The organism is Mycobacterium bourgelatii, assembly GCF_010723575.1.
In the GTDB taxonomy this organism is placed as follows: domain Bacteria; phylum Actinomycetota; class Actinomycetes; order Mycobacteriales; family Mycobacteriaceae; genus Mycobacterium; species Mycobacterium bourgelatii.
The window spans coordinates 4539885-4565493 of the sequence record NZ_BLKZ01000001.1; the positions used below are offsets into that span (position 1 = coordinate 4539885).

24 protein-coding genes are annotated in these 25609 nt (G+C 65.2%); 9 read left to right on the forward strand and 15 right to left on the reverse strand.

Annotated features, from left to right (window positions below; genetic code table 11):
• Positions 1 to 3: 3 nt before the first annotated feature.
• Positions 4 to 1971 (forward strand): SpoIIE family protein phosphatase, encoded by a 1968-nt coding sequence (locus tag G6N68_RS19465; protein ID WP_163715773.1) that lies wholly within the window; start codon positions 4 to 6, stop codon positions 1969 to 1971.
• A 21-nt stretch (positions 1972 to 1992) separates the two neighbouring features.
• On the opposite strand, the gene G6N68_RS19470 is transcribed toward G6N68_RS19465, so the two are convergent.
• Both G6N68_RS19470 and G6N68_RS19475 read right to left on the reverse strand, forming a co-directional pair.
• On the reverse strand, positions 1993 to 3228 hold the full coding sequence (locus G6N68_RS19470; RefSeq protein WP_163715776.1) for an acyl-CoA dehydrogenase family protein: 1236 nt from the start codon (positions 3226 to 3228) through the stop codon (positions 1993 to 1995).
• Positions 3225 to 4376 (reverse strand): acyl-CoA dehydrogenase family protein, encoded by a 1152-nt coding sequence (locus G6N68_RS19475; RefSeq protein WP_163715779.1) that lies wholly within the window; start codon positions 4374 to 4376, stop codon positions 3225 to 3227. The genes G6N68_RS19470 and G6N68_RS19475 overlap by 4 nt, the downstream gene beginning before the upstream one ends.
• A 165-nt stretch (positions 4377 to 4541) precedes the next feature.
• On the opposite strand from G6N68_RS19475, the gene G6N68_RS19480 reads away from it, so the two are divergent.
• Both G6N68_RS19480 and G6N68_RS19485 read left to right on the forward strand, forming a co-directional pair.
• Positions 4542 to 5396 (forward strand): Rv1363c family protein, encoded by an 855-nt coding sequence (locus G6N68_RS19480; RefSeq protein ID WP_163715782.1) that lies wholly within the window; start codon positions 4542 to 4544, stop codon positions 5394 to 5396.
• 215 nt (positions 5397 to 5611) lie between these two features.
• Complete coding sequence (locus G6N68_RS19485; RefSeq protein WP_240355805.1) at positions 5612 to 6175, forward strand: hypothetical protein; 564 nt, start codon at positions 5612 to 5614, stop codon at positions 6173 to 6175.
• Here G6N68_RS19485 and G6N68_RS19490 read toward each other — a convergent pair.
• Both G6N68_RS19490 and G6N68_RS31555 read right to left on the reverse strand, forming a co-directional pair.
• A complete protein-coding gene (locus tag G6N68_RS19490; protein ID WP_163715785.1) occupies positions 6162 to 7130 on the reverse strand; it encodes an alpha/beta hydrolase in 969 nt (322 codons plus the stop codon). The genes G6N68_RS19485 and G6N68_RS19490 overlap by 14 nt on opposite strands.
• A gap of 77 nt (positions 7131 to 7207) precedes the next feature.
• Complete coding sequence (locus tag G6N68_RS31555) at positions 7208 to 7336, reverse strand: hypothetical protein (RefSeq protein ID WP_275899979.1); 129 nt, start codon at positions 7334 to 7336, stop codon at positions 7208 to 7210.
• Positions 7337 to 7451: 115 nt separating this feature from the next.
• On the opposite strand from G6N68_RS31555, the gene G6N68_RS19495 reads away from it, so the two are divergent.
• Both G6N68_RS19495 and G6N68_RS19500 read left to right on the forward strand, forming a co-directional pair.
• Positions 7452 to 8687: a cytochrome P450 gene (locus G6N68_RS19495; RefSeq protein ID WP_163715788.1), complete on the forward strand. Its 1236-nt coding sequence runs from the start codon at positions 7452 to 7454 to the stop codon at positions 8685 to 8687.
• The gene (locus G6N68_RS19500; protein WP_163715791.1) at positions 8684 to 9841 is read left to right on the forward strand and encodes a Zn-dependent alcohol dehydrogenase; all 1158 of its coding nucleotides are present in this window, start codon (positions 8684 to 8686) and stop codon (positions 9839 to 9841) included. The genes G6N68_RS19495 and G6N68_RS19500 overlap by 4 nt, the downstream gene beginning before the upstream one ends.
• On the opposite strand, the gene G6N68_RS19505 is transcribed toward G6N68_RS19500, so the two are convergent.
• From G6N68_RS19505 to G6N68_RS19525, 5 genes are all read right to left on the reverse strand, one after another.
• Positions 9838 to 10260, reverse strand: coding sequence for a cupin domain-containing protein (locus G6N68_RS19505; protein ID WP_163715794.1), 423 nt, complete (start codon positions 10258 to 10260; stop codon positions 9838 to 9840). The two genes, G6N68_RS19500 and G6N68_RS19505, sit on opposite strands and share 4 nt — an antisense overlap.
• Positions 10261 to 10563: 303 nt before the next feature.
• Positions 10564 to 11346, reverse strand: a complete 783-nt coding sequence (locus G6N68_RS19510; protein WP_163715798.1) for an SDR family NAD(P)-dependent oxidoreductase — start codon at positions 11344 to 11346, stop codon at positions 10564 to 10566.
• Positions 11347 to 11548: 202 nt separating this feature from the next.
• Positions 11549 to 12376, reverse strand: a complete 828-nt coding sequence (locus G6N68_RS19515; RefSeq protein WP_163715800.1) for an SDR family NAD(P)-dependent oxidoreductase — start codon at positions 12374 to 12376, stop codon at positions 11549 to 11551.
• A 1-nt stretch (position 12377) separates the two neighbouring features.
• Entirely contained in the window at positions 12378 to 13619 is a 1242-nt protein-coding gene (locus tag G6N68_RS19520) for a cytochrome P450 (protein ID WP_163715803.1), read from the reverse strand.
• Positions 13616 to 14638, reverse strand: coding sequence for an LLM class F420-dependent oxidoreductase (locus G6N68_RS19525; RefSeq protein WP_163715806.1), 1023 nt, complete (start codon positions 14636 to 14638; stop codon positions 13616 to 13618). Before G6N68_RS19525 ends, G6N68_RS19520 begins: the two co-directional genes overlap by 4 nt.
• 44 nt (positions 14639 to 14682) lie before the next feature.
• Between G6N68_RS19525 and G6N68_RS19530 the strand changes: the two genes are divergently transcribed.
• A complete protein-coding gene (locus G6N68_RS19530; protein ID WP_163715810.1) occupies positions 14683 to 16188 on the forward strand; it encodes an acyl-CoA carboxylase subunit beta in 1506 nt (501 codons plus the stop codon).
• A gap of 79 nt (positions 16189 to 16267) precedes the next feature.
• Here the strand turns inward: G6N68_RS19530 and G6N68_RS19535 are convergent, their stop codons facing one another.
• From G6N68_RS19535 to G6N68_RS19555, 5 genes are read right to left on the reverse strand one after another with little or no spacing between them, the layout of a single operon-like run.
• Entirely contained in the window at positions 16268 to 16636 is a 369-nt protein-coding gene (locus tag G6N68_RS19535; protein ID WP_163715813.1) for an MmcQ/YjbR family DNA-binding protein, read from the reverse strand.
• Positions 16637 to 16640: 4 nt separating this feature from the next.
• A complete protein-coding gene (locus tag G6N68_RS19540; RefSeq protein WP_163715817.1) occupies positions 16641 to 17732 on the reverse strand; it encodes a TIGR03857 family LLM class F420-dependent oxidoreductase in 1092 nt (363 codons plus the stop codon).
• Complete coding sequence (locus G6N68_RS19545) at positions 17696 to 18079, reverse strand: nuclear transport factor 2 family protein (protein ID WP_069417266.1); 384 nt, start codon at positions 18077 to 18079, stop codon at positions 17696 to 17698. The genes G6N68_RS19540 and G6N68_RS19545 overlap by 37 nt, the downstream gene beginning before the upstream one ends.
• Positions 18076 to 19200: a PHB depolymerase family esterase gene (locus tag G6N68_RS19550; RefSeq protein WP_163715819.1), complete on the reverse strand. Its 1125-nt coding sequence runs from the start codon at positions 19198 to 19200 to the stop codon at positions 18076 to 18078. Before G6N68_RS19550 ends, G6N68_RS19545 begins: the two co-directional genes overlap by 4 nt.
• Positions 19201 to 19209: 9 nt before the next feature.
• On the reverse strand, positions 19210 to 20814 hold the full coding sequence (locus G6N68_RS19555; RefSeq protein ID WP_163715822.1) for a flavin-containing monooxygenase: 1605 nt from the start codon (positions 20812 to 20814) through the stop codon (positions 19210 to 19212).
• Between the two features lie 88 nt (positions 20815 to 20902).
• Here G6N68_RS19555 and G6N68_RS19560 point away from each other — a divergent pair, with 88 nt between their 5' ends.
• The 3 genes from G6N68_RS19560 (at position 20903) to G6N68_RS19570 (ending at position 24270) form a co-directional block, all read left to right on the forward strand.
• Positions 20903 to 21919, forward strand: a complete 1017-nt coding sequence (locus tag G6N68_RS19560) for a Rieske 2Fe-2S domain-containing protein (protein WP_163715825.1) — start codon at positions 20903 to 20905, stop codon at positions 21917 to 21919.
• Entirely contained in the window at positions 21916 to 22536 is a 621-nt protein-coding gene (locus G6N68_RS19565; RefSeq protein WP_163715828.1) for a PaaI family thioesterase, read from the forward strand. Before G6N68_RS19560 ends, G6N68_RS19565 begins: the two co-directional genes overlap by 4 nt.
• A gap of 78 nt (positions 22537 to 22614) precedes the next feature.
• Positions 22615 to 24270: an acyl-CoA synthetase gene (locus G6N68_RS19570; protein ID WP_371871632.1), complete on the forward strand. Its 1656-nt coding sequence runs from the start codon at positions 22615 to 22617 to the stop codon at positions 24268 to 24270.
• Positions 24271 to 24274: 4 nt separating this feature from the next.
• Here the strand turns inward: G6N68_RS19570 and G6N68_RS19575 are convergent, their stop codons facing one another.
• On the reverse strand, positions 24275 to 25609 hold the full coding sequence (locus G6N68_RS19575; RefSeq protein ID WP_163715834.1) for a PE family protein: 1335 nt from the start codon (positions 25607 to 25609) through the stop codon (positions 24275 to 24277).

Consider the following 25609-nt stretch of genomic DNA (forward strand, 5'->3'; position numbering starts at 1 on the left):
AAGATGTCGGCCCAGATGGACTGGGACAAAACGGTCGGCACGTCTGACGACGTGCGACGCGTATTTGAGAATATCCCCGCAATGATCGTCGGGTTAGAGGGCCCCGACCATCGCTTCGTCGCGGTGAATGCGGCCTTCCGCGCCTTCAATCCGGTAAAGGAAACTGTCGGGAAGACCGCGAAAGAGGTGTACCCGGAGCTCGAGAGCCAACAGATCTACGAGATGTTCGACCGGGTGTACAAAACCGGCGAGCCACAAACCGGATCGGAGTGGCGGCTGCAGGCCGACTACGACGGTTCGGGTATCGAAGAACGGTACTTCGACTTCGTCGTTACTCCACGTCACGGCGCCGACGGGTCGATCGAGGGCGTGCAAGTCATGTTCGACGACGTCACCACGCGCGTGCAGGCGAGGCTGGCCTCCGACGCGCGGGTGGCGGAGCTGTCCAAGCGGTACCGCAACGTCCGCGATTCCGCCGCGCTCATGCAGCAGGCCTTGCTCGCCCCGTCGGTGCCGGTCGTGCCGGGCGCGGATGTGGCCGCGGAGTATCTGGTCGCCGCAGAGGACACCGCCGCCGGGGGCGACTGGTTCGATGTGCTGGCCTTGGGTGACCGACTCGTGCTCATCGTCGGTGACGTCGTCGGTCATGGCGTTGAGGCTGCCGCAGTCATGTCGCAGTTGCGCACCGCCTTGCGCATGCAGATCTGTGCGGGACGCACGATCACCGAAGCGCTGCAAGCCGTCGACGACTTTCATCACCAGGTGCCCGGGTCGCGGTCGGCCACCATGTGTGTCGGCTCGCTGAACTTCGCCACCGGTGAATTCCAGTACTGCACCGCTGGGCACCCGCCGCCCCTGCTGGTGACGGCCGAGGCCAGCTCGAAGTATCTGGAACCGTCCGGCGGCGGCCCACTGGGCAGCGGCGTCGGTTTCGCTATCCGCACCGAGGTGCTCGATATCGGCGACTCGGTGTTGCTGTACACCGACGGCCTGATCGAGCGCCCAGGTCGGCCGCTGACTGCCAGCACCGCCGAATTCGCCGAATTGGCCGCCAGCATCGCCGCGGGTGTCGGCGGGTTTGTCCTCGACGCGGGCGGCCGCCCGGTGGACCGCCTCTGCTCGGAGACACTCGAATTGCTGCTCCGTTCCAGCGGCTACAACGACGACGTCACCTTGCTTGCGGTGCAACGCCGAACGCCGACACCACCGCTGAAGCTGACGGTCGACTCGTCGATCCACGCCGCGCGGACCATCAGGTCCCGCCTTCGACAGTGGCTGATGGAGATCGGCGCCGCTGACGCCGACATTTCCGATGTGGTGCACGCGGTCTCAGAGTTCGCCGAAAACGCCGTCGAACATGGGTACGGCAAAGAAGTTCCGGACGGAATCACCCTCGAGGCATCGCTGTCCGGCGACGGCAAGTTGCAAGCCGCGGTCATCGACCGCGGCCGGTGGAAGGACCATCGGGTGGGCGAGCAAGGCCGCGGGCGCGGGCTGGCGATGGCCGAGGCGCTGGTGTCGGAGGCGCACGTCACCCGCACCCCCAACGGAACGACCGCGACATTGACGCACCGCCTCTCCCGACCGGCGCAGTTCGTCACCGATGCGGTGGTCAGCCGGTCGACCTACCAACGGCCGATCGACAGTGAGTTCGTCTCGACCGTCGCCGAGACTGGCCACATCGTCGTCCGGGGGGACGTCGATTCGCATACCGCGCCGACCCTGGATCGGCAGATCGCCGTCGAAAGCCGCTCCGGAATCGCCCCCCTGACGATCGACCTCAGCGCCGTCACCCATCTCGGCTCGGCCGGCATCAGCGCCTTGGCCGCGGCGCGCGACCGGGCAACCAAGCACGGCGGCGAGTGTGTGCTGGTGGCCCCGCCGGGCAGCCCGGCGCACCACGTCTTGTCGCTGGTCCAGTTACCGGTCAGTGCCGGCGACAGCCACAACGTCTACGCCGACGACCGATAACGGCCCTGGTCCGACGAGCGGCTAACGGGTTTGGCCGTGGCGCACCTGGTTGAAGGGAATGCCGCGGTCGGCGGCATATTCCCGAGGGAAGTTCAGCACCCGTTCCCCGATGACGTTGCGGGCCACCTCGGTGGTGCCGCCGCCGATGGCAACCCCCTGCCGGGCCAGGTAGCGCAGCCCGGTTTGCAGGCCGTCCCCGAGCTGCCCGACGACGCCGGCCGGTCCGGCGATGGCCAACGAGGTGTCCATCTCGCAGTGGACCGTCTCGGCGTAAAAGAGTCTGATCAGGGTTCCGCCGGCGGGCGGCAGCCGGCCGTCCCGGACGCTGCGGTAGACGTGCTCGGTCAGCTGTTCGGCCACCGCACGGTGCACCAGTGCGCGCCCGGCCAACTCGTGCACCCTTTCGCTGTCGGCCTGGCCGGTCTTCTCGGCCAGGGCGGCATAGTCGACCGGCGTCTGGTGTCCTCCTTCGCTGCCGCCACCGCTGGCGAACTCCGAACCCTGACCAACCGCACGTCGCTCGTGGTACAGCTGCCGTGACGCCACGGCCCAGCCGCCGTTCACCTCACCGACCACGGCGTCGTCGCCAACGTCGACGTCGTCGAGGAACTCCTCGCAGAACTCGCGCGAGCCGTTCAGCTGGGTGATGCGCCGCAAGGTGATACCGGGGTGGGAGATGGGCACCAAGAACATCGTCAGGCCTTCGTGCTTGGGCACCTCCCAATTGGTGCGGGCCAGGCACAGTCCATAGTCCGCGGCGAAGGCGCTGGTGCTCCAGGTCTTGGCACCGTTGATCACCCAGCGGTCACCCCGGCGGTCGGCTCGGGTGATGACACCCGCCAGATCCGATCCGCCGCTGGGTTCGGACAACAACTGCACCAGGACTTCCTCGCCCCGCAGGGCGGCCGCGATGTGTTGCCTCTTCTGCTCCTCGGTGCCGGTGTCGAGCAAGGTCGCGCAGCAGATGGTGAAGGTCGGCGTGTTGAGGATCAGCGGCATTTCATAACGCAGGGATTCCTCGTCGAACGCGCGTTGGTACTCGTAATCCAGCCCTAACCCGCCATATTCGCGCGGGAAGCAGATGCCGGCGAATCCGCCTTCGTAGAGCCGCTGTTGGAGTTCTCGCGCGCGTTGCCACGAGGCCTCGTCGTCGCGCGGCGCGGCCGGTCGCGCCAACGGGTCGATGGGCGGCATATGGTCGGCCAGCCACGCCCTGGCCCGCGCGGCGAACTCGGCAACGGACTCTTGGGTTGTCATTCAGCCGATTTCGCTTTGGCATGCCAGGCGTACACCCTGCAGTTGTGTTCCTCGGGTGTGCCGAACATGGCTCGGTACAACGTAACTCGCCTCAGGTACAGGTGTAGGTCGTGCTCCCAGGTGACACCGATGCCGCCGTGCATTTGCACGCATCGCTGCACGATCTGGCCCGCCACCTCACCGACGTAGGACTTGGCGATGCTGGCCGACAGCCCAGCCGTCGTTGACCGCGCGGCGACTTCGGCGACCGCGGCGGCGGTGGTCGCGCGGCACGCTTCCAGCCACATCTTCATATCGGCGAACCCGTGTTTGAGCGCTTGATAGGAGGCCAGCGGGCGACCGAACGTGTGCCGGTCCAGCGCCCACTGGACCGTGAAGTCGAACACCGTCTGCAGGATGCCCACCACCTCGGCGCACTGCAGCACTTGGGCGATCTGGCTCTGCCGTTCGATCACCCCGGCGGTCTCAGCGGCAGCACCGACGACCGATGAGGCTGGCGCTGCGACGTCGTCGAAGTGCACGCGTGCGTACTGCTTGACCAGGTCGACTGACTGTAGGGGCGTGACGGTCACCCCGGGCGCGTCCGTCGGGACCAGAAATTGACGAACCTCGGAACTGTCCGGGCCGCAGCGTGCCACCACCAGCAACACATCGCTCTGCGCGCCGGCTTCGACCAGGTCCTTGGTTCCGCTGATGCGGTAGCCGGCGTCGGTCGGCGTAGCCGTCACCGCCGGGTCGAGCGGCGCCCAAGGGCGACCGGGTTCCAAGACCGCCCACGACGCCACCGTTTCGCCGGATACCAACGACTCGATCAGCTCAGCATGGGCCTCTGGCCCGCGGTTCTCGACCAGGCCCGCCAGCACGGTGCTCACCGGGTACAGGGGCCCCGGCGCCACGGTCTTGCCCAGGTCTTCGGCAACGGCCGCCAAGTCCGAGACGCCGTCACCCGAGACGCTGCCACCACCCAATTCCTCGGGCACCAGTAGCCCCGTCCACCCCAGCTGGGCGGCCCGACGCCACCAGTCGCGGTCAAAAGATTTCCCCTCCGCATGCAGCTGGCGAACATGCCCCAGCGACGCTTCTTTCTGGAGAAATGCTTGGGTGGTGGAGGTAAAGAGTATCTTTTCGGGAGAGTCGACAGCGGTCATGATCTGCGAAGCAAGCAAGGGGGAAAGCTTAGTTGGCTGATCATTGCCTGATCGGTCCTTCTGGGCCGGCGGGGTACAAGTTCGCTGCGATTCTGATGGTAGCAACGAGCGATACAGTAAGAGATACGGGAGTTCCGTCGATAATGATGCTGACGAGCCGCGACCATGGCTGACACCGACGAATCGCCGACGGAATCGGCGGCGTTGAACGTCGACGCGTTGACGCTCGCCGAGCAGGCTGAAGCGGAGGCCGCCGAAGCCGAGGCGCTGGCAGCCGCGGCACGAGCCCGGGCGCGCGCGGCCCGGTTGCGCCGTGAGGCCGCCTTGGGCTTGACGGAAGGTGCGGACGACGCCGCTTACACCGAAATCGACGACGAAGATGCCCTCGCCGACGAGACGCTCATCGACGAGGACGAAGACTACGAAGACGACGAGTATTACGACGAGGACGAGGGTTACGACGAAACCGAGGGTTACGAAGAAGAAGCCGAAGAAGCGGAGCCCGTCGCGAAGTCCTGGCGAGACCGGCTCCGCGTGCCGCGGCCGTCGACGATTGCCAAAGCGGTCACGATCCTTGTCATCCTGGGCTTCGTCGGGATCAGCACTTACATCATGTGGCAGCACCGCGAAGCCAACCAGCGGGAGCAGCGCGTTGCGGCCTTCGTGGCCGGAGCCAAACAGGGCGTCGTGAATATGACTTCCCTCGACTTCAACAAGGCCAAAGAAGATGTGCAGCGGGTGATCGACAGCTCGACGGGTGATTTCAAGAACGAATTCCAGGCCCGCGCAGCAGATTTCACCAAGGTCGTCGAGCAGTCCAAGGTGGTCACCGAGGGAACGGTGAACGCGGCCGCGGTCGAATCCATGGACGGGCACACGGCCGTGGTGCTGGTTTCGGCGACCTCTCGGGTCACGAATTCCGCTGGGGCCAAAGATGAACCGCGCGCGTGGCGGCTCCGAGTCACAGTGACCGAAGAGGACGGGCAATACAAGATGTCGAAAGTTGAGTTTGTGCCGTGAGCGATGACGTGCGCGACGCCGACGAGACTGAAGCCATTCAGGCAACCGAGCCGGATCCGGAAACAACCGTCCTAGAGACGGTGGCCGCCGAACACGAGGCCCCCAGGGCGTTCAGCGAGGTCGAAGACCACGACGAGCCTGACCTCCCCCACCTGTCCGACGAGTCCGACTTGGCCGACGCGACCGATGAGTCCGACGTGACCGATGCGGCCGTCGTGTCCGACGATCAGGTGGGCGGCAAAGAGCCCGGCGCTCGCCCGAGTCGGTGGCGCCGTGACATCTGGCGTGTTCAGGTCACCCTCAGACCAGTCCCGGTGATCCTGTTCGTGCTCCTGGTGATCTCGGCCAGCGCGACGGCTTGGCTGTACGTCAAGCAGTACAAGCCCGATCAGATGACCAATGCCAAGGTCGCACGCGAAGTGATCAACGCGGCGTCGGAAGGCACCGTCGCGTTGCTGTCGTACTCACCCGACACGCTCGACAAGGACTTCGCCACCGCCAAGTCGCATCTGGGCGGGGACTTCCTGTCCTACTACGACCAATTCACCCAGCAGATCGTGGCGCCGGCGGCCAAGCAGAAGTCGCTGAGGACCACCGCTCACGTGATGCGTGCGGCGGTTTCCGAGTTGAATCCGGACGCGGCAGTGGTGTTGGTGTTCGTCGATCAGAGCACCACCAGCAAGGAGCATCCCGATCCGACGATGGCGGCAAGCAGCGTGTTGGTGACGATGGCTCGCGTCGACGGTAAGTGGCTGATCACCAAGTTCACGCCGGTCTAGCGGCGAACGCGCGGCGCAGTGAGCGGGCATGCAACGCCCAGTTCTCTTGCGATACAACCCAACTCGGCACCACCGAGTCGAAACCATTGAAGGTGGCCGCGAACACGTGTAGCTCGGTGTGCACGTAGGCGTGCAACAGCCGGTTGGCGTAGCTGATGGCTTCGTCGCGGCACGGGTCGATCGCCGAGCAACTGATGAATGTCGGCGGCAAGCCCTCCAGGTTGGCTCGGTGCCCGGGAACGTGTTGACCCGACGGGGTGGCGTGCCCCAGGTAATGGCTCCACGCGCGGCTCACCGCCTGGCCGTTGAGGCCGGGCGTGCGCTGGAACTCACGCCGTGACGGCGTCGCATCGGAGTCCAGCATCGGCTGATGCAGGATCTGCAGCAGAATGTTCGGCCCCTCGTCGTCGAACATGCGCTGGGCAAGGCTGGCGACGAGCGCCCCACCGGCATCACGTCCCATCACCGCGACCCGCCCGGCGTCGACATCAAGTTCGGCGCTGTGCTCGACGACGTGGCGCAGGGCCGCCTCAAGGTCGTCGATGGCCGCCGGACACGGGTGCTCCGGCGCCAGCCGGTAGTCGACCGATACCACCAGGCAACCGGCCGCGCGGGCCAGCTCGACGCACTGCGGGTGGTCGCTGTCCAGATTCCCCGTCACAAAAGCCCCACCGTGTGCATAGATCACCACGGGCAGCCCGGACCTGGCATCTCCCCGGTAGAGGCGAAGATTCACCTGCTGACCGTCGGTACCGGTGATGGAGCGGTCGTCGATGGTGACGCCGGTCGTGTCCACTCCTGCGGCCCGGTCGGCGGCGACCCGGTTGGCGTGTTCCCGCTCGGCGGGCAGAGTTTCCAAGCTGAATTCGACGATGCCCAGCTCGGCGGCGGCGTCCCTCAGCGCCGGATCGATGCGGCTAAGGCTTTGTGGCCGGGTGACATTCGTCTGCGTCATGCAAATCCTTCTTTGAGGTAGACCTGCGACTCCCTGTGATGACAGATGCGGTACTTGGCACCGCGAGCGGTCAGCAATCAGGTGATCCAGCTGGTTCCGGTGTGCACGACGTCGGATTCTATTGCCGTGAAACTCCACCGACTCAGCAGGATGCAGGGGGCCAGTCCCCCGGTCAGCGCTTCGGCCGACCTCAGTTGCGAGGACACTGACGCGCGTTATCCGGCTGGCCACCCGGGCCCAGTGCCGGTGGAGTCACCACCTTGGAGGCTTCGTTGCTATTTATATTATGATAGCGATATTCATGCCCAGGGAGGAGCGCTGATGTCGCTCAGCACCGATCGCTTCGATTCCGAGGGTCAGGCCCTCACCCTCGACTTCACCGGTGAAACCAGCCCGTACCCGTTCTTCGAACAAATGCGGCGTACCGATCCGGTGTGGCATGGCAGCCTGTCGGACACCTCGCAGATGCCGGAAGAACTGCGCCCCAAGGACGAGTGGGTCCTGTTCAACTACGACGACGTCTTCCACGCCTTCCGCGACGACCGCATCTTCACCTCGGCCGAATACGACAAAACCATTGGTTTGGTGATGGGCCACACCATCCTGGCGATGGGCGGCAAGGAGCACCACGACCATCGAAACCTGGTGGCCAAGGCGTTCCGGGCCACAGCGCTGGAGCGCTGGGAGCCGTCGGTCATCGGTCCCGTGTGCGACGCGCTGGTCGACGAGATCAAAGACCGCGGCGAAGCGGATCTGGTCAAGGCGGTGACGTTCGAGTTCCCGACGAGGATCATCTCGGTCCTGCTCGGACTTCCCCCCGAGGATCTCGACCTGTTCCGCCGGCTTTCGCTCGACCTCATCTCCATCCCTACCGACATCATGGCGGGATTGACGGCCGCGGCCGAACTGCATGGCTACTTCCTCGAGCAGGTCGAACAGCGGCGCCGCAAACCCACCGACGACATCATCGGAGATCTGGTCGCCGCCGAGATCGACGGCCAGAAACTCTCCGACGAGGCCATCATCGCGTTCCTGCGCCTGTTACTCCCGGCGGGGCTGGAGACCACGTACCGCTCGTCGGGGAATCTGCTGTACCTGCTGCTGACCCACCCGGAACAACTGGAGATGGTTTACCGGGACCGGTCGCTGATACCGATGGCGATCGAGGAAGGGCTGCGGTTCGAGACACCGCTGACCATGGTGACGCGGACCACCACCGAGGACGTCGAGATCGGCGGCAAGACAATCCCCGAGGGGGCGCAGGTCGACATGTGCATGGGCTCGGCCAACCGCGACGAGACGCGCTGGACCGACCCGAATACGTTCGACATCCGCCGCCCACGGCAGGCCCACATCGCCTTCGCCGGCGGCATCCACATGTGCCTGGGCATGCACCTGGCCCGCATGGAGACGCGGGTGATGCTGAACAGCCTGTTCGACCGGGTGAAGGATCTGACGTTCGTCCCCGACGACGGAACCGGCGTGGAGTCAAAGATCGTCGGACTCACCTTCCGGTCGCCGAACAAACTTCCGGTCACCTTCGCCCCCACCGCATGAAAAGCCGGGCAGCGATCCTGCACGACGTCGGCGGGCCGTGGTCCGTCGAGGAATTCGAACTCGACGCTCCGCGGGCCGGCGAGGTTCTGGTTCAACTGGCGGCCGCCGGCTTGTGCCACTCCGACGACCACATCCTCAAGGGCGACATGTCGGCACCCAATGAGGTGCTGCGATCGCTGGGTTTGCCCACCATGTTCCCGACGATCGGTGGACACGAGGGTTCCGGCATCATCCGCGAAATCGGTCCCGGTGTCACCGATTTCGCCGTCGGCGACCACGTGGTGATGTCATTCGTCGCCGTCTGCGGTCAATGCCGTTGGTGCGCTTCGGGTATGGAGTACATCTGCGACGCGGGCATCGGCACCATGACCCCTGGCATGCCCACCGACGGTACCTTCCGCCATCACACCTCCGACGGCCGGCCGTTGGGCCACATCTCGAAGGTCGGCGCCTTCGCCGAACACACGGTGGTGTCGACGAATTCGCTCGTGAAAATCGAACCCGATCTTCCGCTGGTACCGAGCGCCCTACTGTCCTGTGCGATTCCGACTGGTTACGGCTCGGTCGCGAATCGTTCCGGCATGCGGGCCGGCGATACCGTCGTCGTTGTTGGAGCCGGCGGAATCGGTACCGGGGCCATCCAGGGTGCGCGGATCAACGGGGCCGCGCAGATCGTCGCCGTCGACCCGGTGGACTTCAAACGGAAATCGGCTCAGCTCTTCGGCGCTACGCACACCGCCGCTTCGGTGGCCGAAGCGCTGGATCTGGTGCGGGGCCTGACCTACGGCGTGATGGCCGACGCGGTGGTGGTTTCGCCGTCGCTGATCACCCCCGCCGACGTCCGCGACGCGCTTCAACTCACTCGCAAGGGTGGTACCTGCGTGCTGACGGGCATGACTTCGCAACTGACACGGTCGGTCAAAATCGATCTGCAGGACTTCATCCTGATGAATAAGACCTTGGCTGGCACCATATTTGGCTCGTGCAACGGCAAGGTCGACATCCCCCGTCTGGCCAAGCTCTACCAAAGCGGCCAATTGCAGCTCGATGAGATGATCACCAGGCGCTATCGGCTCGATGACATCAATGACGCCTACCAAGACCTACTCAACGGTGAAATCGTCCGAGGGGTCATCGATTTCGGCATCGACTAGCAAGTTGGCGGCGGCGGAGCCGTGTCGAGAAGCGGTGTGCCTTCGGGAATGACGTAGAGCACCTCGAGCACGACGGGGGTCTTCCCGAAGTTTCTGCCGTCATGGACATGCTCGGGTCCGCTGGGCTCGATGAACGAGTCACCCGCCTTGTAGACCGCGTCGACGGTGCAGTCACTGCCGAAATGCCACAGGGTCCCCTCCTTGACGACGGCGATGACGTGGCCGCGATGCCAGTGCCAGCCAATGCTGCCGCCTGGTTCGATCGTGGTGTCGCGGACGATGAATTTTCTTCCCTGGTCCGAACTTTGCGCGACGACGTTGTAGTCCACGCTGGGAGTTGACGACGGTCCGATGAGCTGGCGACCGAGCCAGCCTCCTAGAGCAAGCAGAACCACGATGAAGACGACGTTCTTCAGCACGACTTGCGTAGTGCTTGCTGTCCTTTCGCGCATTGCTACCCCGTATCACTGAAACACATTTATCCGGCGACCCAAGCGGGACCGCGTGGGTCCGTGGCGCGAGATCACCGGCCGGGTGCGCACGTCTTCGCGACAATGTCCGCACTCGATTCCGTCAGCCGGACAGCTGCTACCGGCCCCCGCCGCGCCGGTGATCTATGCACTGCCGCCGAGTAAAGCCGCAACCGACAGCAATCACCTTCCCATTCCCGCCTGTGAAGTTGCTGTGAGATCGACTTTACGGGGGTGTGACCTGCGGCGCTACTAATCCTTCTTGGCCTTGTCGCGCTGTTCCGCGATGGCTCGCAGGCGCTTGAGCCTCATCAGCTTTTCCACTTGCCCGTACGCATCGATGGGGCTGTGCAGCGCCAGCCCACCGTCGGCGTGTAGCACTTGCCCGGTCACCCAGGGCATTTCAAGGATGCCGACGATCGCGCCGGCCACATCTTCCGGCTCGCCTAGGCGACGCAACGCTGTTTTCTTGGACACGCCGTCGATCCACGCCGGCCAGGTCTCGGCGTTGGGCAGCATCGGGGTCCGGGTCACGCCGGGTCCGACGGCATTGACCCGGATGCCGTGGACACCCCACTCCACCGCCGCGACCTTCACCAGCATGTCCACACCGGCTTTGGAGACGCAGTAGGCACCCATGTCGCGGTCGGCGACGGTGCCGCTGATGCTCGAGACCGCAACGATCGAACCCTCCACCTCGGCATCGATCATGGCCTGGGCGGCCGCGCGAATGGTGTACCAGGTGCCGGTGAGGTTGACCGACAGCACCCGCTCCCATTCCGCGGGTGGCACCTTCAACAGCAGGCCGGACGACCCGATGCCGGCGGAAGTCACGACTCGGGTAGGCACTCCGTGCTCCCGGACGGTTTGCTCCATCGCCGCCGTCACGGCGTCGGCATCGCTGACGTCGCAGTCGATGTCTCCCCCCGACACGTCCCACACCACCACGTCGTGGCCGGCCTCGCGCAGCATCTCGGCGACCCCTCGACCGATCCCCGAGCCGCCACCGGTTACCAACGCAGTGTGGGTGCTCACGCCGCCAACCTCGCGAGGCGCTCGAAACGGAGCGGGAAATTGCCGGTACAGATCGAGTGATGGGCAGCTAACACGCCTCCAGTTTCCGCCCTGGCGTCACAGCGCCGAGAGCCGGGTCGTCGAGTGTGAACCGCGCGACGCGACTCGCCGAGAATCCGTCGTGGCATTCACACTCGCGGACTGGGGAGCTCGCGACTCAGGCTCAGTCGGCGACCTTGGCCAGCGTGCGGTCCCACAGCTGGCTCGCGAGGTGGGGGTCGTATGCCGATCTGTGGGCTTTTGCGACCTTGCGCTTCCAGTAGTACTCACCCGGCCGCCAATCAACTCCCGGCGTGCTCGAAGCGAGCCAGACCAACTGGTCGGCTCCCTCGTCGGCCGATAGCGTGAATCGCTCGAGGGGTGAGTAACGCTTCATGAAGTTTAAAAATCTCGAGCCCGATGCGTCACCGAAGTTGGAGTTGACGTAGCCGGGATGAAAGGTCGCGGCCGCGACTCCCTGCGAGTGGTACCGGCGATGTAATTCCCTGGTGAACAGGATGATTGCGAGTTTGGTGCGCGCGTAAGCAATGCTGGGCCGGCTCTGGGCGGTGTTCTCCAACTGGTCGACCGTGACGCGGGGAAGCAGCTTCTGCGAGTTGCTGGTGGTGTTGAGGACCGTAGCGCGGGATTCGACCAGCACGTCCATCAACTGCGTGGTGAGCAGAAACGGTGCCAGGTAGTTCACCTGATACGTCCGCTCGTATCCGTCACCGGTCATGACGACGGCCGTGCTCATGCCGCCGGCGTTGTTGGCCAGTACGTCGATGCGCGGGTATTCCGAACGGAGCTTGTCCGCCAGTGCCCTCACCTGGGACAGGTCGGAGAAGTCGGTGACGAAATAGTCCGCGCCCAACTCCGTCGCCACCGCTTTGGTCTTGGTTTCCGAACGGCCGACAACGACAACCTTTCCCCCGTTCTGGGTCAGTCGTCGGGCCGCCGCGGCACCGATCCCGTCGCTGGCACCGGTGATGACAATCGTCTTCTGCGTCATATCAGACCAGAGTGTAGCGAACCGGCAGGTGCTTGAGCCCGCCCACGAACGTCGTCGCCATGAACTGGGGATCTCCCGCCAGCTCAATAGATTTCAGGCGCGGCAGCAACTCGGTGAAGAAGCTGCTGACCTCCATGCGGGCCAGTGCGGCGCCCATGCAGAAGTGCACACCGTAGCCGAAGGCCACGTGCTTGTTGGGTTCGCGCCCGATGTCGAAGCGGAACGGGTCGTTGAAGACGTCCTCGTCGCGGTTGGCCGAAACATAGGAGAGCAGAACCGATTCGCCCGCAGCGATCGGTGTTCCACGCACCTCGGTGTCCGCGGCTGCGGTGCGCATGAAGTGCTTGACCGGGGTAACCCAACGGATCATCTCCTCGGTGGCGTTGGGCATGAGTGCGAGGTTGTCGCGCAGGCGCTGCAGCTGATCCGGGTGCTCGACGAGGGCATGCAGGCCGCCCGAGATGGTGGCGCTGGTGGTGTCGTGGCCGGCGGTGGCGACGATCAAGTAGTAGGACACGGTCTCGATGTCCGACAGCGGCTCGCCGTTCACGCGAGCATTGGCGATGGCGGATGCGAGGTCCTCGGTGGGCTGCTCGCGGCGCGAAGCCGTCACCCCGTTGAAGTACTGGAACATGTCCAGCAGCGCCGGCAGTTGGTCTTCAGCCGAAGTGCCGCGTTTGAATTCGCTGTCGTCGCTGCCGAACAGCTCCTGGGTCAGCTTGAGCATGCGGGGGAAGTCGGCTTCCGGGATGCCGAGCAGCGACATGATGACGTAGAGCGGGAAATTGACCGCCACCTCCTGCACGAAGTCGCATTCGGGCCCGCACTCCATCATTTTGTCGACGTAGATCTTGGCCAGCTGGTCCACGCGAACCTTCAACGCCCGCATCGCCTTTGGCCGAAACCAGTCCGAGCCGATCGCGCGGACCACCCGGTGTTGCGGGTCGTCGAGGTGGATCAGCGTGCGGACACCAACCGCCGCCTGCATCTCGTCGCCCTCCACCGTGGCCAGAACCGGTCGCGGCCAGTTGGTGAACAGCATGTTCTCGCGCTCAATGTGCATGACATCGGCATATTTGGTGATCGCCCAGAACGGCTTGTAGTTTGGCACCTCCACCCATGACAGCGGGGCGTTGGCGCGCAGGTGGGTCAGCGCCGCGTGCAGCCGCGGCTCGTCGGTGTACGCCTGCGGGTCCGCAAAAACCTTTGCGGCGTCATCCCGGGCCTTGGTTGGAGCGCTCATTGGTGAAACTCCTTGAGTGCGGCGCTAATACATTTCTGCGATGCGGCAAAGAAAATCGGCAGCACACGGTCGACGACGCCCGCACAGCGCTCGCGCAAGGCCGCGCCGATCTCCTCGACCGGGCCGACTACGGCGAATGTCCGCAACATCTCATCGTCGAGGAGCGAGCCCATGGTGTCCCACTCGCCCTGCTTGGAGAGGCGGTGCAGCTCGGGCTGCAGGTCGCCCCAGCCGTGTACCTCAAGCACCTTCCGATACGCCGGCGTGGATCCGTAAAAAGCGATCTGCTTACGCGCGGCGGTCATGGCTTTGGCGAGTTCCTCATCGTTCTCGCCGGTGGCGACCATCACCTCGGCCGACACCTCGAACTCGCTGCGGTCGCGACCCGAGCGTTCCAAGCCGCGCGCCAGCACCGGCAGGGTCACCTCGGTAAGAAAGCGCTTGGAGACCATCGGGTGGCCGAGATGGCCGTCGGCGACCTCACCGCACAGCTCGGTCATCGCCTCACCGACGGCGGCCAGGAAGATCTTCGGCGGCGGGTACGGCTGCGGTTCGGGCGTGAACATCGGCGTCATGATCTTGTGGGTGTAGAACTCGCCCTCGAACTGCAGTTTTCCACCATCCCGCCACGCAGACCAGATGGCGTGCAGCGCAGCGACGAATTCCCGCATGCGACGCGCCGGATGACTCCACGGCATGCTGAACCGCTTCTCGATATGGGGCTGAATCTGGGTTCCCAGCCCTAGGATGAAGCGGCCTTCGGAGTACGCCTGTAAATCCCAACCCAGGTTGGCGACGATCATCGGGTTGCGTGCGAAAGCGACCGCAATGTTGGTGCCGAGCTCGATACGCGACGTGTGCTCGGCGGCCAGTAGTAGAGGAAGGAAAGGGTCATGACTGGTTTCGGCCGTCCAGCCGCCGTCATACCCACGCTGTTCCAGGTTGCGCGCCGCGTCGGCGGCTTTGGCGAGCTGATTCGGAATTCCACCGTCGACCTTGAGGCGGGCGGCGCTACCCATGCGGGCAACTTTACAGTAAGCGATCCAGTATGTAGGACAGACTCATGACGAAAGCGGAGGAATGGGAGGCGACGCTCGAGGACCTCGACCGTCGCCGTCAACATGCGCGCGGCATGGGCGGGCCGGAACGGCTCGACAAGCACCGCGGCATGGGCAAGCTCGATGCCCGGGCGCGCATCGAGCGCCTGCTCGACCCCGGCACCTTCCGCGAACTCGGCACGCTGGTCGGCGGTGACGTTCCGGCCGACGCCATCGTGATCGGCTCTGGCTACATCAACGGGGTGCCGGCGATGGTCGGCGCCGAGGATTTCACGACACTGGCCGGAAGCATCGGACCCGGCGGCAATTCCAAGCGTTACCGGATCGCCGAACTCGCACTGCGCGACCGGGTCCCGCTGGTGATGCTGCTCGACGGCGCCGGGTTCCGGCCCACCGGCGGGCACTATGGGCGCTCGCCCACCGACCTGCTGGCCCAGACGCAATGCTCGGGTCGGGTGCCGACGGTGGCCGCGGTGCTGGGGCCGTCGGCGGGGCACGGCGCCCTGGTAGCGCCGGTGTGTGACTTCCGGATCATGAGTAGGCAGGGCACCATCTTCACCGCCGGGCCACCGGTGGTCAAAGAGTCTACGGGCGAAGAGATTTCGAAAGAGGACCTCGGCGGGCCGGACGTGGCGCTGCCCAGCGGGGTGATCCACAACGTCGCCGAGGACGACGAGGTTGTGATCGACGAGATCCGCCGCTACCTGTCGTACTTTCCGCCGAGCGCCTGGTCGTACCCGCCCTCGTTATCCGAAAACGAGCGGGACGAGTCAGCGGGGCCGCGACCGACACCCGAATTGCTCGACATCGTTTCCCGCGACAACCGTCGCGTCTACGACATGCGTGCGGTGCTCGACGTGGTCTTCGACCGGCCGGACTGGTTCGAGGTGCAGCCCGCGTTCGGAAAGGCGATCATCTGCGCGCTGGCGCATCTGGGTGGTCATCCCGTCGCCGTCGTCGCCAACCAGCCGCACGTGCTGGCCGGGTCCATCGACGCCGACGCGGCCGACAAGGCAGCACATTTCATCATGGTGGCCGACTCCTTCCACCTGCCGATCATCTTCCTGGCCGACAACCCCGGCATGCTGCCCGGCAGCCGCTCGGAGCGCCAGGGCGTGCTGCGCAGCGGCGCAAGGATGTTCGCCGCCCAGACCGCCGCGACGACGATCAAGCTGCACGTGACACTGCGTAAGGCCTACGGCTTCGGGTCGATGGTCATGTCGCTGCTCGGGTTCGACCATCAGGCGGCCACTTTCGCCTATCCGGGCGCCACCATGGGAGCCATGAGCGCCGCGGCATTAAGTCGTGCCTCGAATGCCGGCGAGGATCTTTCGGCAAAGCTACGCAACGCCGAACTGCAGGCCTCGTATCGGTCGGCCGCGAACATGGGCTTCGACGAACTCATCGATCCCCGCGAGACGCGCGACGCGCTGCTGGCCAGCCTGCAGCGCGCCATCTACAGCCGCCAAGCCGCGCCAGAACCGGTGACCCGCACCGTGATCCTGCCGTAGGCACCGACCGCGAGCGACCCCATATGTACGCTCTAGGGCCACATTTCTTGGCATTTTGCGGTCGCTCGCGGTGGGACCTTCAGGGCAACAGGCCGGCTTTTCTGGCCAATGTCTTGGGGGCGACGAGGCTGTAGGACGTATGCACCCATTCCTCGATTTCGCGCCAACGTTCGGCACTGGCGCGGGCGGCGATGCGGATCGAAACCCACCCGTGTCGACCCAACCCGTAACCCGTCGGTTCGGCGTCGGGATCGGAGGCAACCACCGCAGCCGCTTCGGCCTGGGAGAGCTTTACCGAAATGCTCGACCCGTCATTGGCCGCGAAGACGAAGTTGCGGCCGCGCACCCGAAACGTGGGCTGGCCTCCCCACGCCTCGATATCGACCCGGGTCGCCTCGGGCAGCGGGGTGATGATTTTCTCCAGCCGTTGCAACCTGGATAGCGCCATGGAACTAGTCCCGCCGCGCCCGGTAGGCCTCGACGACGGGCTCTAGTTCGTCAGGGGTGGCGCCGTGCATGATCAGCGCGTCGGCGCCGTAGTCGAATTCGCGCCGAATCCGGTCGACACACTGCTGAGGCGAACCGGTGGCCGACGGTTCCAGCCATTCGTCGGGAATCAGCGTCGCGATGTGTTCGATCTTCTCGGGTGTGGCCTTGTGGTCGATTCCCCCCGCGATCGACGTCACCACCGAATCCGCCCGGAACCGTTGCAGCACAGCGGGATCCCAGCCATTGGTCTGCACCAGCAGATCGCCGTAGCCCTGTAGGTAGGTGGCCAGCCGGGCCACGGTCTTCTTCAACCGCAACTGCTCGGGCAAGTGGTCGCCAACGGTGGCGAAGCATGACCACACCCGCACGCTGTCCGGGTCGCGGCCGGCCTGCTCGGCGGCGTTCTTGACGGTGGCGACGCAGCGCTGGAGCGTTTCGGGGGTGAAGTAGGTGTGCAGGATGACGTCGTCGAAGGCGCGTCCGCCGAGTTTCAGCGTGTTGGGCCCAAAGGCCACCAGGGCCAAGCGAATATCCTCGTTGAAATCGGGGTCGAGAAACAGGATGGGGTACTTGCCCATCGGGCCATCGTGGTTGAAGATCACCTCGCCGCGCCACAGTCGGCGCATCACCTGTGCCCAATCCTCCATCTGCGCCGTCGTCACGGCGGGTATGCCAAACGCCGCGTAGATGGCCGCGATACCGCGGCCGATGCCCAGCGTGAAGCGTCCTCCCGACAACCTGTGCATGGTGGTCGCCCACGATGCCGTGATCAGTGGGTGCCTGGTGTTGTGATTCGTTGCGGCGGTGGCGATCTGCATCCGGCTGGTCACCGCACAGGCCGCGCCGACGAGCGATGACGCCTCCTTCACGTTCCACCGCTCGGAGATGAATGCGGTGCCGAAGCCCAACTCTTCACCGCGACGCGCCTCATCCATGAGCGTCGCCGGGCCCTCTCCCCCGGCTCCCGCCAAGAGGTAATAACCCAACTCATTAAGCGGGCTAGCGCCCGATTCCAAGCTCACTTCCAAACCCCCTGCTGGTAGCCGCAGTTCCACACCTCGGTGATCTTGCCGTCGACGACGTGGAACACCTCGATGCTGCCAATGTTGGTTTCGTTGCCGTCCTTCAGGGTCATCGCGGAGTCGTAGACGATAGCGACGTGCTCCCCGTCGTCACCGGCGACCACGACATTCAGGTCGAAGCGAAGCTTGTCGAACAGTGCCCACATGTCCTCGACCCGTTTGACCGCCTGCTCGCGGGTGAGCGTGTGTGCCCCGCCGACCTCGTGGCGGATCACCGTGTCGGCGAACAATTCCTCCGCGAGTGCGAGGTTGCGCTCATTCCACACCACCAGGTTGTACAACTCCACCACTTCGCGCGCCGTCCGCGCGGGAGCGGTCACGCACGCCCCGCATCTTGGGCGACCCCGCGCAGGAATCGCTCCGACACCCGCTGTACGCGCCGCGAGAACACATGTCCGACATGGCTGCCGTCATACCAGTACAACTCGCCGCCCCAACGTTCCTGCAACGCGAGCGCGGGTTCGCGCATCGCCATCCGGTCGTGCCAGGCGCCGACGATCAGTCGGCGATGCCGCGGCGGAGTTGGCACCACGGCCAACGGGTCGATCACCGAGGTCAGCGCCGACACCTCCGGTGATCCCAGCAGCTTGCGGATCTCAGTCCGAGACGGCCCCCACCGGCCGAGGTGGCGCGCGATCATCGAGTTGAGGCCGAGGATCGGCGTGTACACCGCGACCCCATCAAGATCGTCTTCCAGATGAGAGACCAGCGCGGCAACCGGGCTGCCCATCGAAATCCCAGCTATCACAACGGCGGTGGCTTGTCGGCGCAGCCACCGCACCACCGCGCGCACCTCCGACACCACCCGTATCATGCCCGCAACATTGCCCAGCGGATCCATGTCCGGATACTGCGGCCACTCGCGACGCCGACTGCCGTGACCCGGTTGAATGGTCATCGCGACATTGAAGCCCAGTTTGCGATGCACGCGATCGATCCGCGACAGCAACAGGTCTTCCGCACGCCCCTGACCCGCGCCGTGCACCCACACCAGCCAAGGGCGCGGGCCGTCGGTGTGCCGACACAGGTGCACCACCGCCGTTGCGGGGCCGCCAAAGCCCTCTGCCAGCAACGTGTTTGGCAACTCCGGCTCGTGCCGGAATGTCATTCGTTCGTAGGCCAGACTGCCCACGCGGCGTCGCTTGATCGTGCGGATCAGCAGCGGTTCCGGGTCGGCGTGCGCACCGTCGATGCCCAGCGCGGACAGTTCCTCGGCCGCTGCGGTGCAGCCGTCCAGCGGCCGGATATCGCTAGGCAGATTCGCACCCAGTAGCGAAAAGCCGCTCAGCACAAGCTCGTCCAGAAACACTTCGCCGAACTGCCGCACGCCGCGCGGCGAGGTCGGCACCCATCCGGTCGACTCGTTCAGGCCCGATACCGTTCTCGGCACCACTAGGGCCATTTCGCGGGCCATTTCGCGGGCGCGCGTTGCCGTCGACATACCTACTCCCTACGTGAGTTTGAATCCGGAGTAGCCGCCGGCCGCGATCTCGTCACAGCGGCGGCGGTATTCCGGGATCCCCCCCGTATATCCCAGATACATTCGCTTCTTGCCCGGCACATTGCCCCCGTTGTACCAGGAGCGACAGCTTGGATGCACTAGCACCGTCGGTGCGACCAGCGCCGCCGCGTGCTCCATCCACTCCTGCTGCGCGCTGGGCAACGCCTCGACGATGCGGATCCCATTGGCGCGCAGGTGCGCGATGCAATCGCCGATCCATTCGACATGTTGCTCGAGTGCGGCCACGAAATTGGTTGCCGCGCTCGGACTGCCGGGACCTTGAATGGTGAACAGGTTGGGGAATCCGGCGACCGCCAAGCCCAGGTAGGACAACGCACCCTCGCTGCGCCAGAACTCCCCTAGCGACAACCCCTCTCGGCCGCGGATGTCGATGCGGCTCAAGGCACCTGTCATCGCGTCGAACCCGGTGGCGTAGATGATCACGTCGAGGTCGTACTGGCCGGCCGCGGTGCGGATACCGTTGGGCGTCACCTCGCGAATCGGCTGCTTGCGCAGGTCGACCAGGGTGACGTTGTCCCGGTTGAACGTCTCGTAGTAGCCCTGGTCGATGATGGGCCGCTTGCAGGCGAACGGGTGCTGCGGCACCAGCGCGGCGGCAGTTTCCGGATCGGTGACGATCCTGGCCACCGCTTCCCCGTAGAGACTGGCCGCCGTGCGGTTCGCTTCGATGTCGAAGAACACGTCGCTCCAGTTCAGCGCGCCGAGCACGCCGTGTTCCTCGATGGCGCGTAGCTGTTCCTCTCGACTCGTCGATTTCAGCGGCGGACTGCCCAGCATCTCGAGCAATACCGAGAACGCGCTGAGCCTGGCCGCCCCGATCGGATGGTCGCGTTGGGCCGCCCGAATTTCGCCGTAACGGGCCTTCATCTCATCGAGTTCACCCGGCTCGAACCGGCGCACCTGCCACGGCAGGGTGTAGGGTGCGGACCGCTGAAATACGAAGAGCTGAGCGGCTTCCCGGGCCACAACGGGGATGAGCTGCACCCCGGTCGAGCCGGTGCCGAGGACACCGACCCGCTTGCCGGTGAGGTCGAAGCCCTCGCGCGGACACCGGCTGGTGTACAGCGAGGCGCCGGTGAAGGTCGACATCCCGGGGATATCGGGCTCCAGCGGCACCGACAGGATGCCCGTGGCGGCGACGACGAACGGAGCGGTGACCGTTTCACCGGAATCGGTCCGCACCACCCAGGCGGCGGCGTCCTCGTCGAAGACCATGGCGACGACCCGGGTGTTGAACTGTATGTCGCGGCGAAGATCCAGCCGGTCCGCGACGAAGTTGAGGTATGCCTCGACCTCGGGCTGGGCCGGCATCGTTTCCGTCCACTCCCACTCCTGCTCGATCTCCGGCGAGAAGCTGTAGGAGTATTCGATGCTCTCGATGTCGCAGCGAGCACCCGGGTAGCGGTTGAACAGCCAGGTCCCGCCGACGCCGTCGGCCGCCTCCAGGATCCGGGCCCGAATGCCGAGCTGTCGTAGCCGGTGCAGCATGTAGAGCCCGGAAAACCCGGCACCGATGACCAGAACGTCGACCATTGCGTCCGGTCACCTCCTCGCGCGTGGTGCTGACCTGCTGAAAGCTATACTGTAACGGACTTAGTATCAGCCCAGCGGAGGAGCCACCGTGAAAGTTCCGTTCACGTGGAAGGTCACCGGATGGTTCATGATCGGATGGTCGCCCGAGTTCCCGGTCGGCGAGGTTCGGCCGCTGCGTTACTTCGGCGAGGACCTGGTCGCCTACCGTGACGAGGGCGGCGAATTGCACGTACTCGAGGCGCACTGCAAACACCTCGGGGCGCACATCGGCCACGGCGGCAAGGTCGTCGGCGATTGCGTGCAGTGCCCGTTTCACGGCTGGCGCTGGGGACCGGACGGCACCAACCGCTACATCCCGTACCAGCCGGACCGCCCCAACCGCGCACTGACGCTACGGGTGTACCCGGTCATGGAGCAGTACGGCTGCGCGTTCGTTTGGCATCATCCCGACGGCAAGGAGCCGCAGTGGGAGATGCCGGACATCTTCCGTAAGTTTCCGCAGTTCGAGACCGACCCGGCGGCCTACTACCGTGCCTATCCGGAGTTCTCCCGGCGCGCCGAGCGCGAACCGGTACATCCGCAGATCGTGGCGGAGAACGCCCCCGACAGCGCGCATTTCGAGTACGTGCACCACGCCACGGTGACGCCTCGTGTGCTGGACTGGCGGATCGTCGACCACGAATGGCAGTTCACCGCGGGCTGGCCGGATGCCCGCAGCGACAACCCCGACGATTTCGCGCTGAAGTTCCACAGCCACTTGTTCGGTCTCGGCGGCGCAATCAGCGTTTTCGAAGGCGCACAGAATCATCGGCTGATATTCACCTGCACACCGGTCGACGACGAGTGCTCGGACCTGTTCTACTCCATCTGGTGGCCGCGAAACCCTGGCGACGACGCACCGGTGCCTGAGGGGAAGCTCCGCGAACTTATCGAGAAGCAATTCCTGTCAACCGTCTTCGACGATCTGCAGATTTGGCGCTATCAGGTATACGTGGAGCACCCGCCGTTGTCCAAGGTCGACGCGAAAGGGTATATGGCGCTTCGTAAATGGGCTACGCAATTCTATGACGTACCGCCACGCGAACCCGTGAGCGCGCCGGCATGACCGACACCGCTTCCGGCACGCAGGGCGGATTTCCCGACATCAAACCCGTTGACGCACCGCAGCCCGAATTGGGAGAGTTCGTGGCCGCGTTGCGTCGGCTGCAGGATCTCACCGTGTCGACCAATCCCGATCCGGCACTGTGGGCCAGCGCGGCCCGCCTTGTCGAGGACGCCTGTGCGCTAATCGAATGCCATCCGGCACCGGAGACCGAGGCGCCCGGCGGCCGAGTCTTAGAACTACCCGGGCTGGGCCATCCCTTGCTGCCGCCCTGGACCGTCAAGGAATCCGGACCCGACGGCGTCACCATGGAGGGGCACTTCACCAGGTCGCACGTGGGCGGAAACAACGCCGTGCATGGCGGGATGATCCCGTTGTTCTACGACTGGCTCTTCGGCATGGTGGTCTCCACCGCCGACATTCCCCCCACCCGGACGGGCTATCTGCATGTCGATTACCGGGCCATCACCCCGATCGACCAGCCGCTCGTCGCACATGGGCGCATCAGCCACGAGGAGGGCCGTAAGGTCTTCATCGCGGCGACCATGACCAGCGCCGACGACACCCTGCTCAGCGAAGCCAGCGGCCTGATGGTTCGCCTACTCCCCCACCAACCCTGACCGCGCGAGCAGACACAAAATTGTGCTGTGCGAGCCTCATGAGTACGAGTTTGTGTCTGCTCGCGGAGAGGATTGACCTTGGTCACCACGGAATTCACGGTTCCTGAAGTAGCGGCGGCGGTGGCGGCCGCCATACCCGACCGAGAACTGGTCGTTCAGGGCGACCGGCGCTACACCTACGCGCAGATCGTCGAGCGATCACGACAGCTCGCCGCGTACCTGCGCTCGCAGGGACTGGGCTGTCACACCGAGCGGTCCGAACTCGCCGGCCACGAGGTGGGACAGGACCTGCTTGGCCTGTACGCCTACAACGGAAACGAGTTCGTCGAGGCGTTGCTGGGCAGCTTCACCGCCCGGGTCGCTCCGTTCAACGTCAACTTCCGCTACGTGAAGAACGAGCTGCAATACCTGCTGTCCGATGCGGGTGCGAGCGCGCTGCTGTACCACTCCGCATTCGCACCGCGCGTGGCCGAGGTCCTCCCCGATCTCCCGAACCTGCGCGTGCTGATCCAGATCGCCGACGACTCGGGCAACGAATTGCTCGACGGCGCAGTGGATTACGAGGAAGCCCTGACTTTGGGCGCGCAACTTGTCGCAGAGCAACCCCCGGTGCGGCACTCGCCCGACGACCTATACGTCCTCTACACCGGCGGCACGACGGGTATGCCGAAGGGTGTGTTGTGGCGCCAACACGACATCTTCATGACGTCCTTCGGTGGCCGCGACCTGGTCAGCGGCCAGTTCGTGACCTCGGTCGACGAGATCGTCACGCGGGTGGGCGCGAACCCGGGCACCAAGCTGATGATCCTGCCGCCGCTGATCCACGGCGCCGCGCAGTGGAGCGTGATGACGGCGATGAACACCGGCCAGACCATCGTATTCCCCTCCGTGGTAGACCATTTGGACGCCGAGGAGGTCGTTCGCACCATCGAGCGGGAGCGGGTGATGGTGGTGACGGTGGTGGGCGACGCGATAGCCAGGCCGTTGGTAGCCGCGATCGAGAAGGGCATAGCCGACGTGTCGTCGTTGGCGGTCATTGCCAACGGCGGCGCGCTGTTGACCCCGTATGTCAAGCAGCGCCTGATCGAGGTCCTGCCCAACGCCATGGTCATCGACGGCGTCGGCTCGTCGGAAACCGGCGCCCAGATGCACCACCTGTCCACATCGGGGGCGGTGTCGACGGGCACGTTCAACGCGGGCCCGGACACCTTCGTTGCCGCCGAGGACCTGGAAACCATCCTGGCGCCCGGTCACGACGGGAACGGCTGGCTGGCCCAGCGTGGCTACGTTCCACTCGGCTACAAGGGCGACGCCGCCAAGACCGCCGCGACGTTCCCCGTCATCGACGGGGTTCGGTACGCGGTGCCCGGCGACCGGGCCCGCCACTTCACTGACGGCCGCATCGAACTGCTCGGCCGCGACTCGGTGACGATCAACTCCGGCGGCGAAAAGATCTTCGCCGAGGAGGTCGAAACGGCGATCGCATCGCATCCCGCGGTGGCCGACGTGGTGGTGTCCGGACGCCCGAGCGAACGGTGGGGCCAGGAAGTCGTCGCGATCGTCGCGCTCGCGGAGGGAGCCACCGCCGAAGCCGACGAGTTGGTCACGCACGCCGGAAAGTCGTTGGCGCGCTACAAACTTCCCAAAGCCATCGTGTTCCGCCCCGTCCTGCAGCGCAGCCCCTCGGGCAAGGCCGACTACCGGTGGGCGCGGGAGCAGGCGCTCCAAGGCTGACTGTTTAACGGGCGGGCAGCACGATCCCGGTTGCCGGACCCAGGGCGATGTGCTGGCCAGCGGAGCCGTAGACGCCGTATATCGGGTTGGTCGGTCCTCCCCCGGCGTAGAAGTCGTTGATCCAACCCGTAGCCAGGCTATATATGGCTGCGGTGGCGCCGGGCGGCGAGAACCCAGTAATGAGCTGACCGACGAAGTCGATGACGGGCTTGGCGCCCAGCATCGGATCGATATGCGAGCCGCCGACGATCTCCACTCCCACGAACTGGCCCGGGTACATGCTGACCAAGTAATTCGTGGGGATGCCGAAACCATTGAAAAGCTGGGGCGGCGCGGTCACCGTATACAGCGGGATGCCCGCCGCCTGCAGGTTGGTTATCGAAGCCGCGAAGTGCAAGAAATTGATGTCGGCCCCGTCGAACAGCACCACCCCGAGCAGGTTGTTTGCCGCGGCGTTTGAGCCGATCGCCGCGACGTAATCGCCCGCCGCGGTTACTGCGACGCCGCCGCCGGCCGAGTGTCCGGTCAAGATGAATTGCTCGGGCAGCGTGCCCTGATAACCGGCCGCCTGCGCGCTGATGTTCAGTGCCGTTTGATCGCCTAGGAACATCGAGGCCACGCCTTGGTGCAACTCCCCGCTGAAGATCCCGGGACCGAACGGCAACGGAAACGGCGGCACCGTGGGAGTGACGACGACGCTGTTGGTCTGCCCCGCCAACTCGATGGCCAGTGGCTGGTAGAACCAGCCGATCGCCCCGAGGCCGTGCTGCAGATAAACGGTGCCGTTGGCGCTGACCGCTCCGTCCGCCTGCGTCGGGAAGTACCAGAAAGCGGGAGCGGGCCACTCGTACCCATACGGAATGCCGAGAACCGAACCGCCAATGGGGATGCGCAGGAACGAGAACCCGATCTCGACGCCGGTCACTCCGTCGATGCCCGCGACGGCCACGGTAGACGGGAAATGCAGCACCCCACCCAGACCTGCGGCGTTGGTGGCCGAGTTGAGCACCGCTCCGAGGGTTGCGCGGCCAAGCGAAAGCGACTGCAGCGGAACCACATTCGCGGCCTCAGCGGCAGCATATGCCGCACCCGCGGAGGTCAACGCGCGCTCAAACTCGGCTTGCAACAACATCGTTCGCGTGGTCAGCGCTTGAAAATCCTGGGCATGGCCGCCGAACAGCTGCGCAACAGCCAGCGACACCTCATCCGCGGCGGCCGTGACAATCCCCGCCGTCGAGGGCGCTGCGGCGGCGACCGCCTCCTCGATGGCCTCGCCGATTTGGGTCAGGTCCGCCGCTGCCGCGGCGAGGGCTTCCGGAGCCGCAACCAGAAACGACAC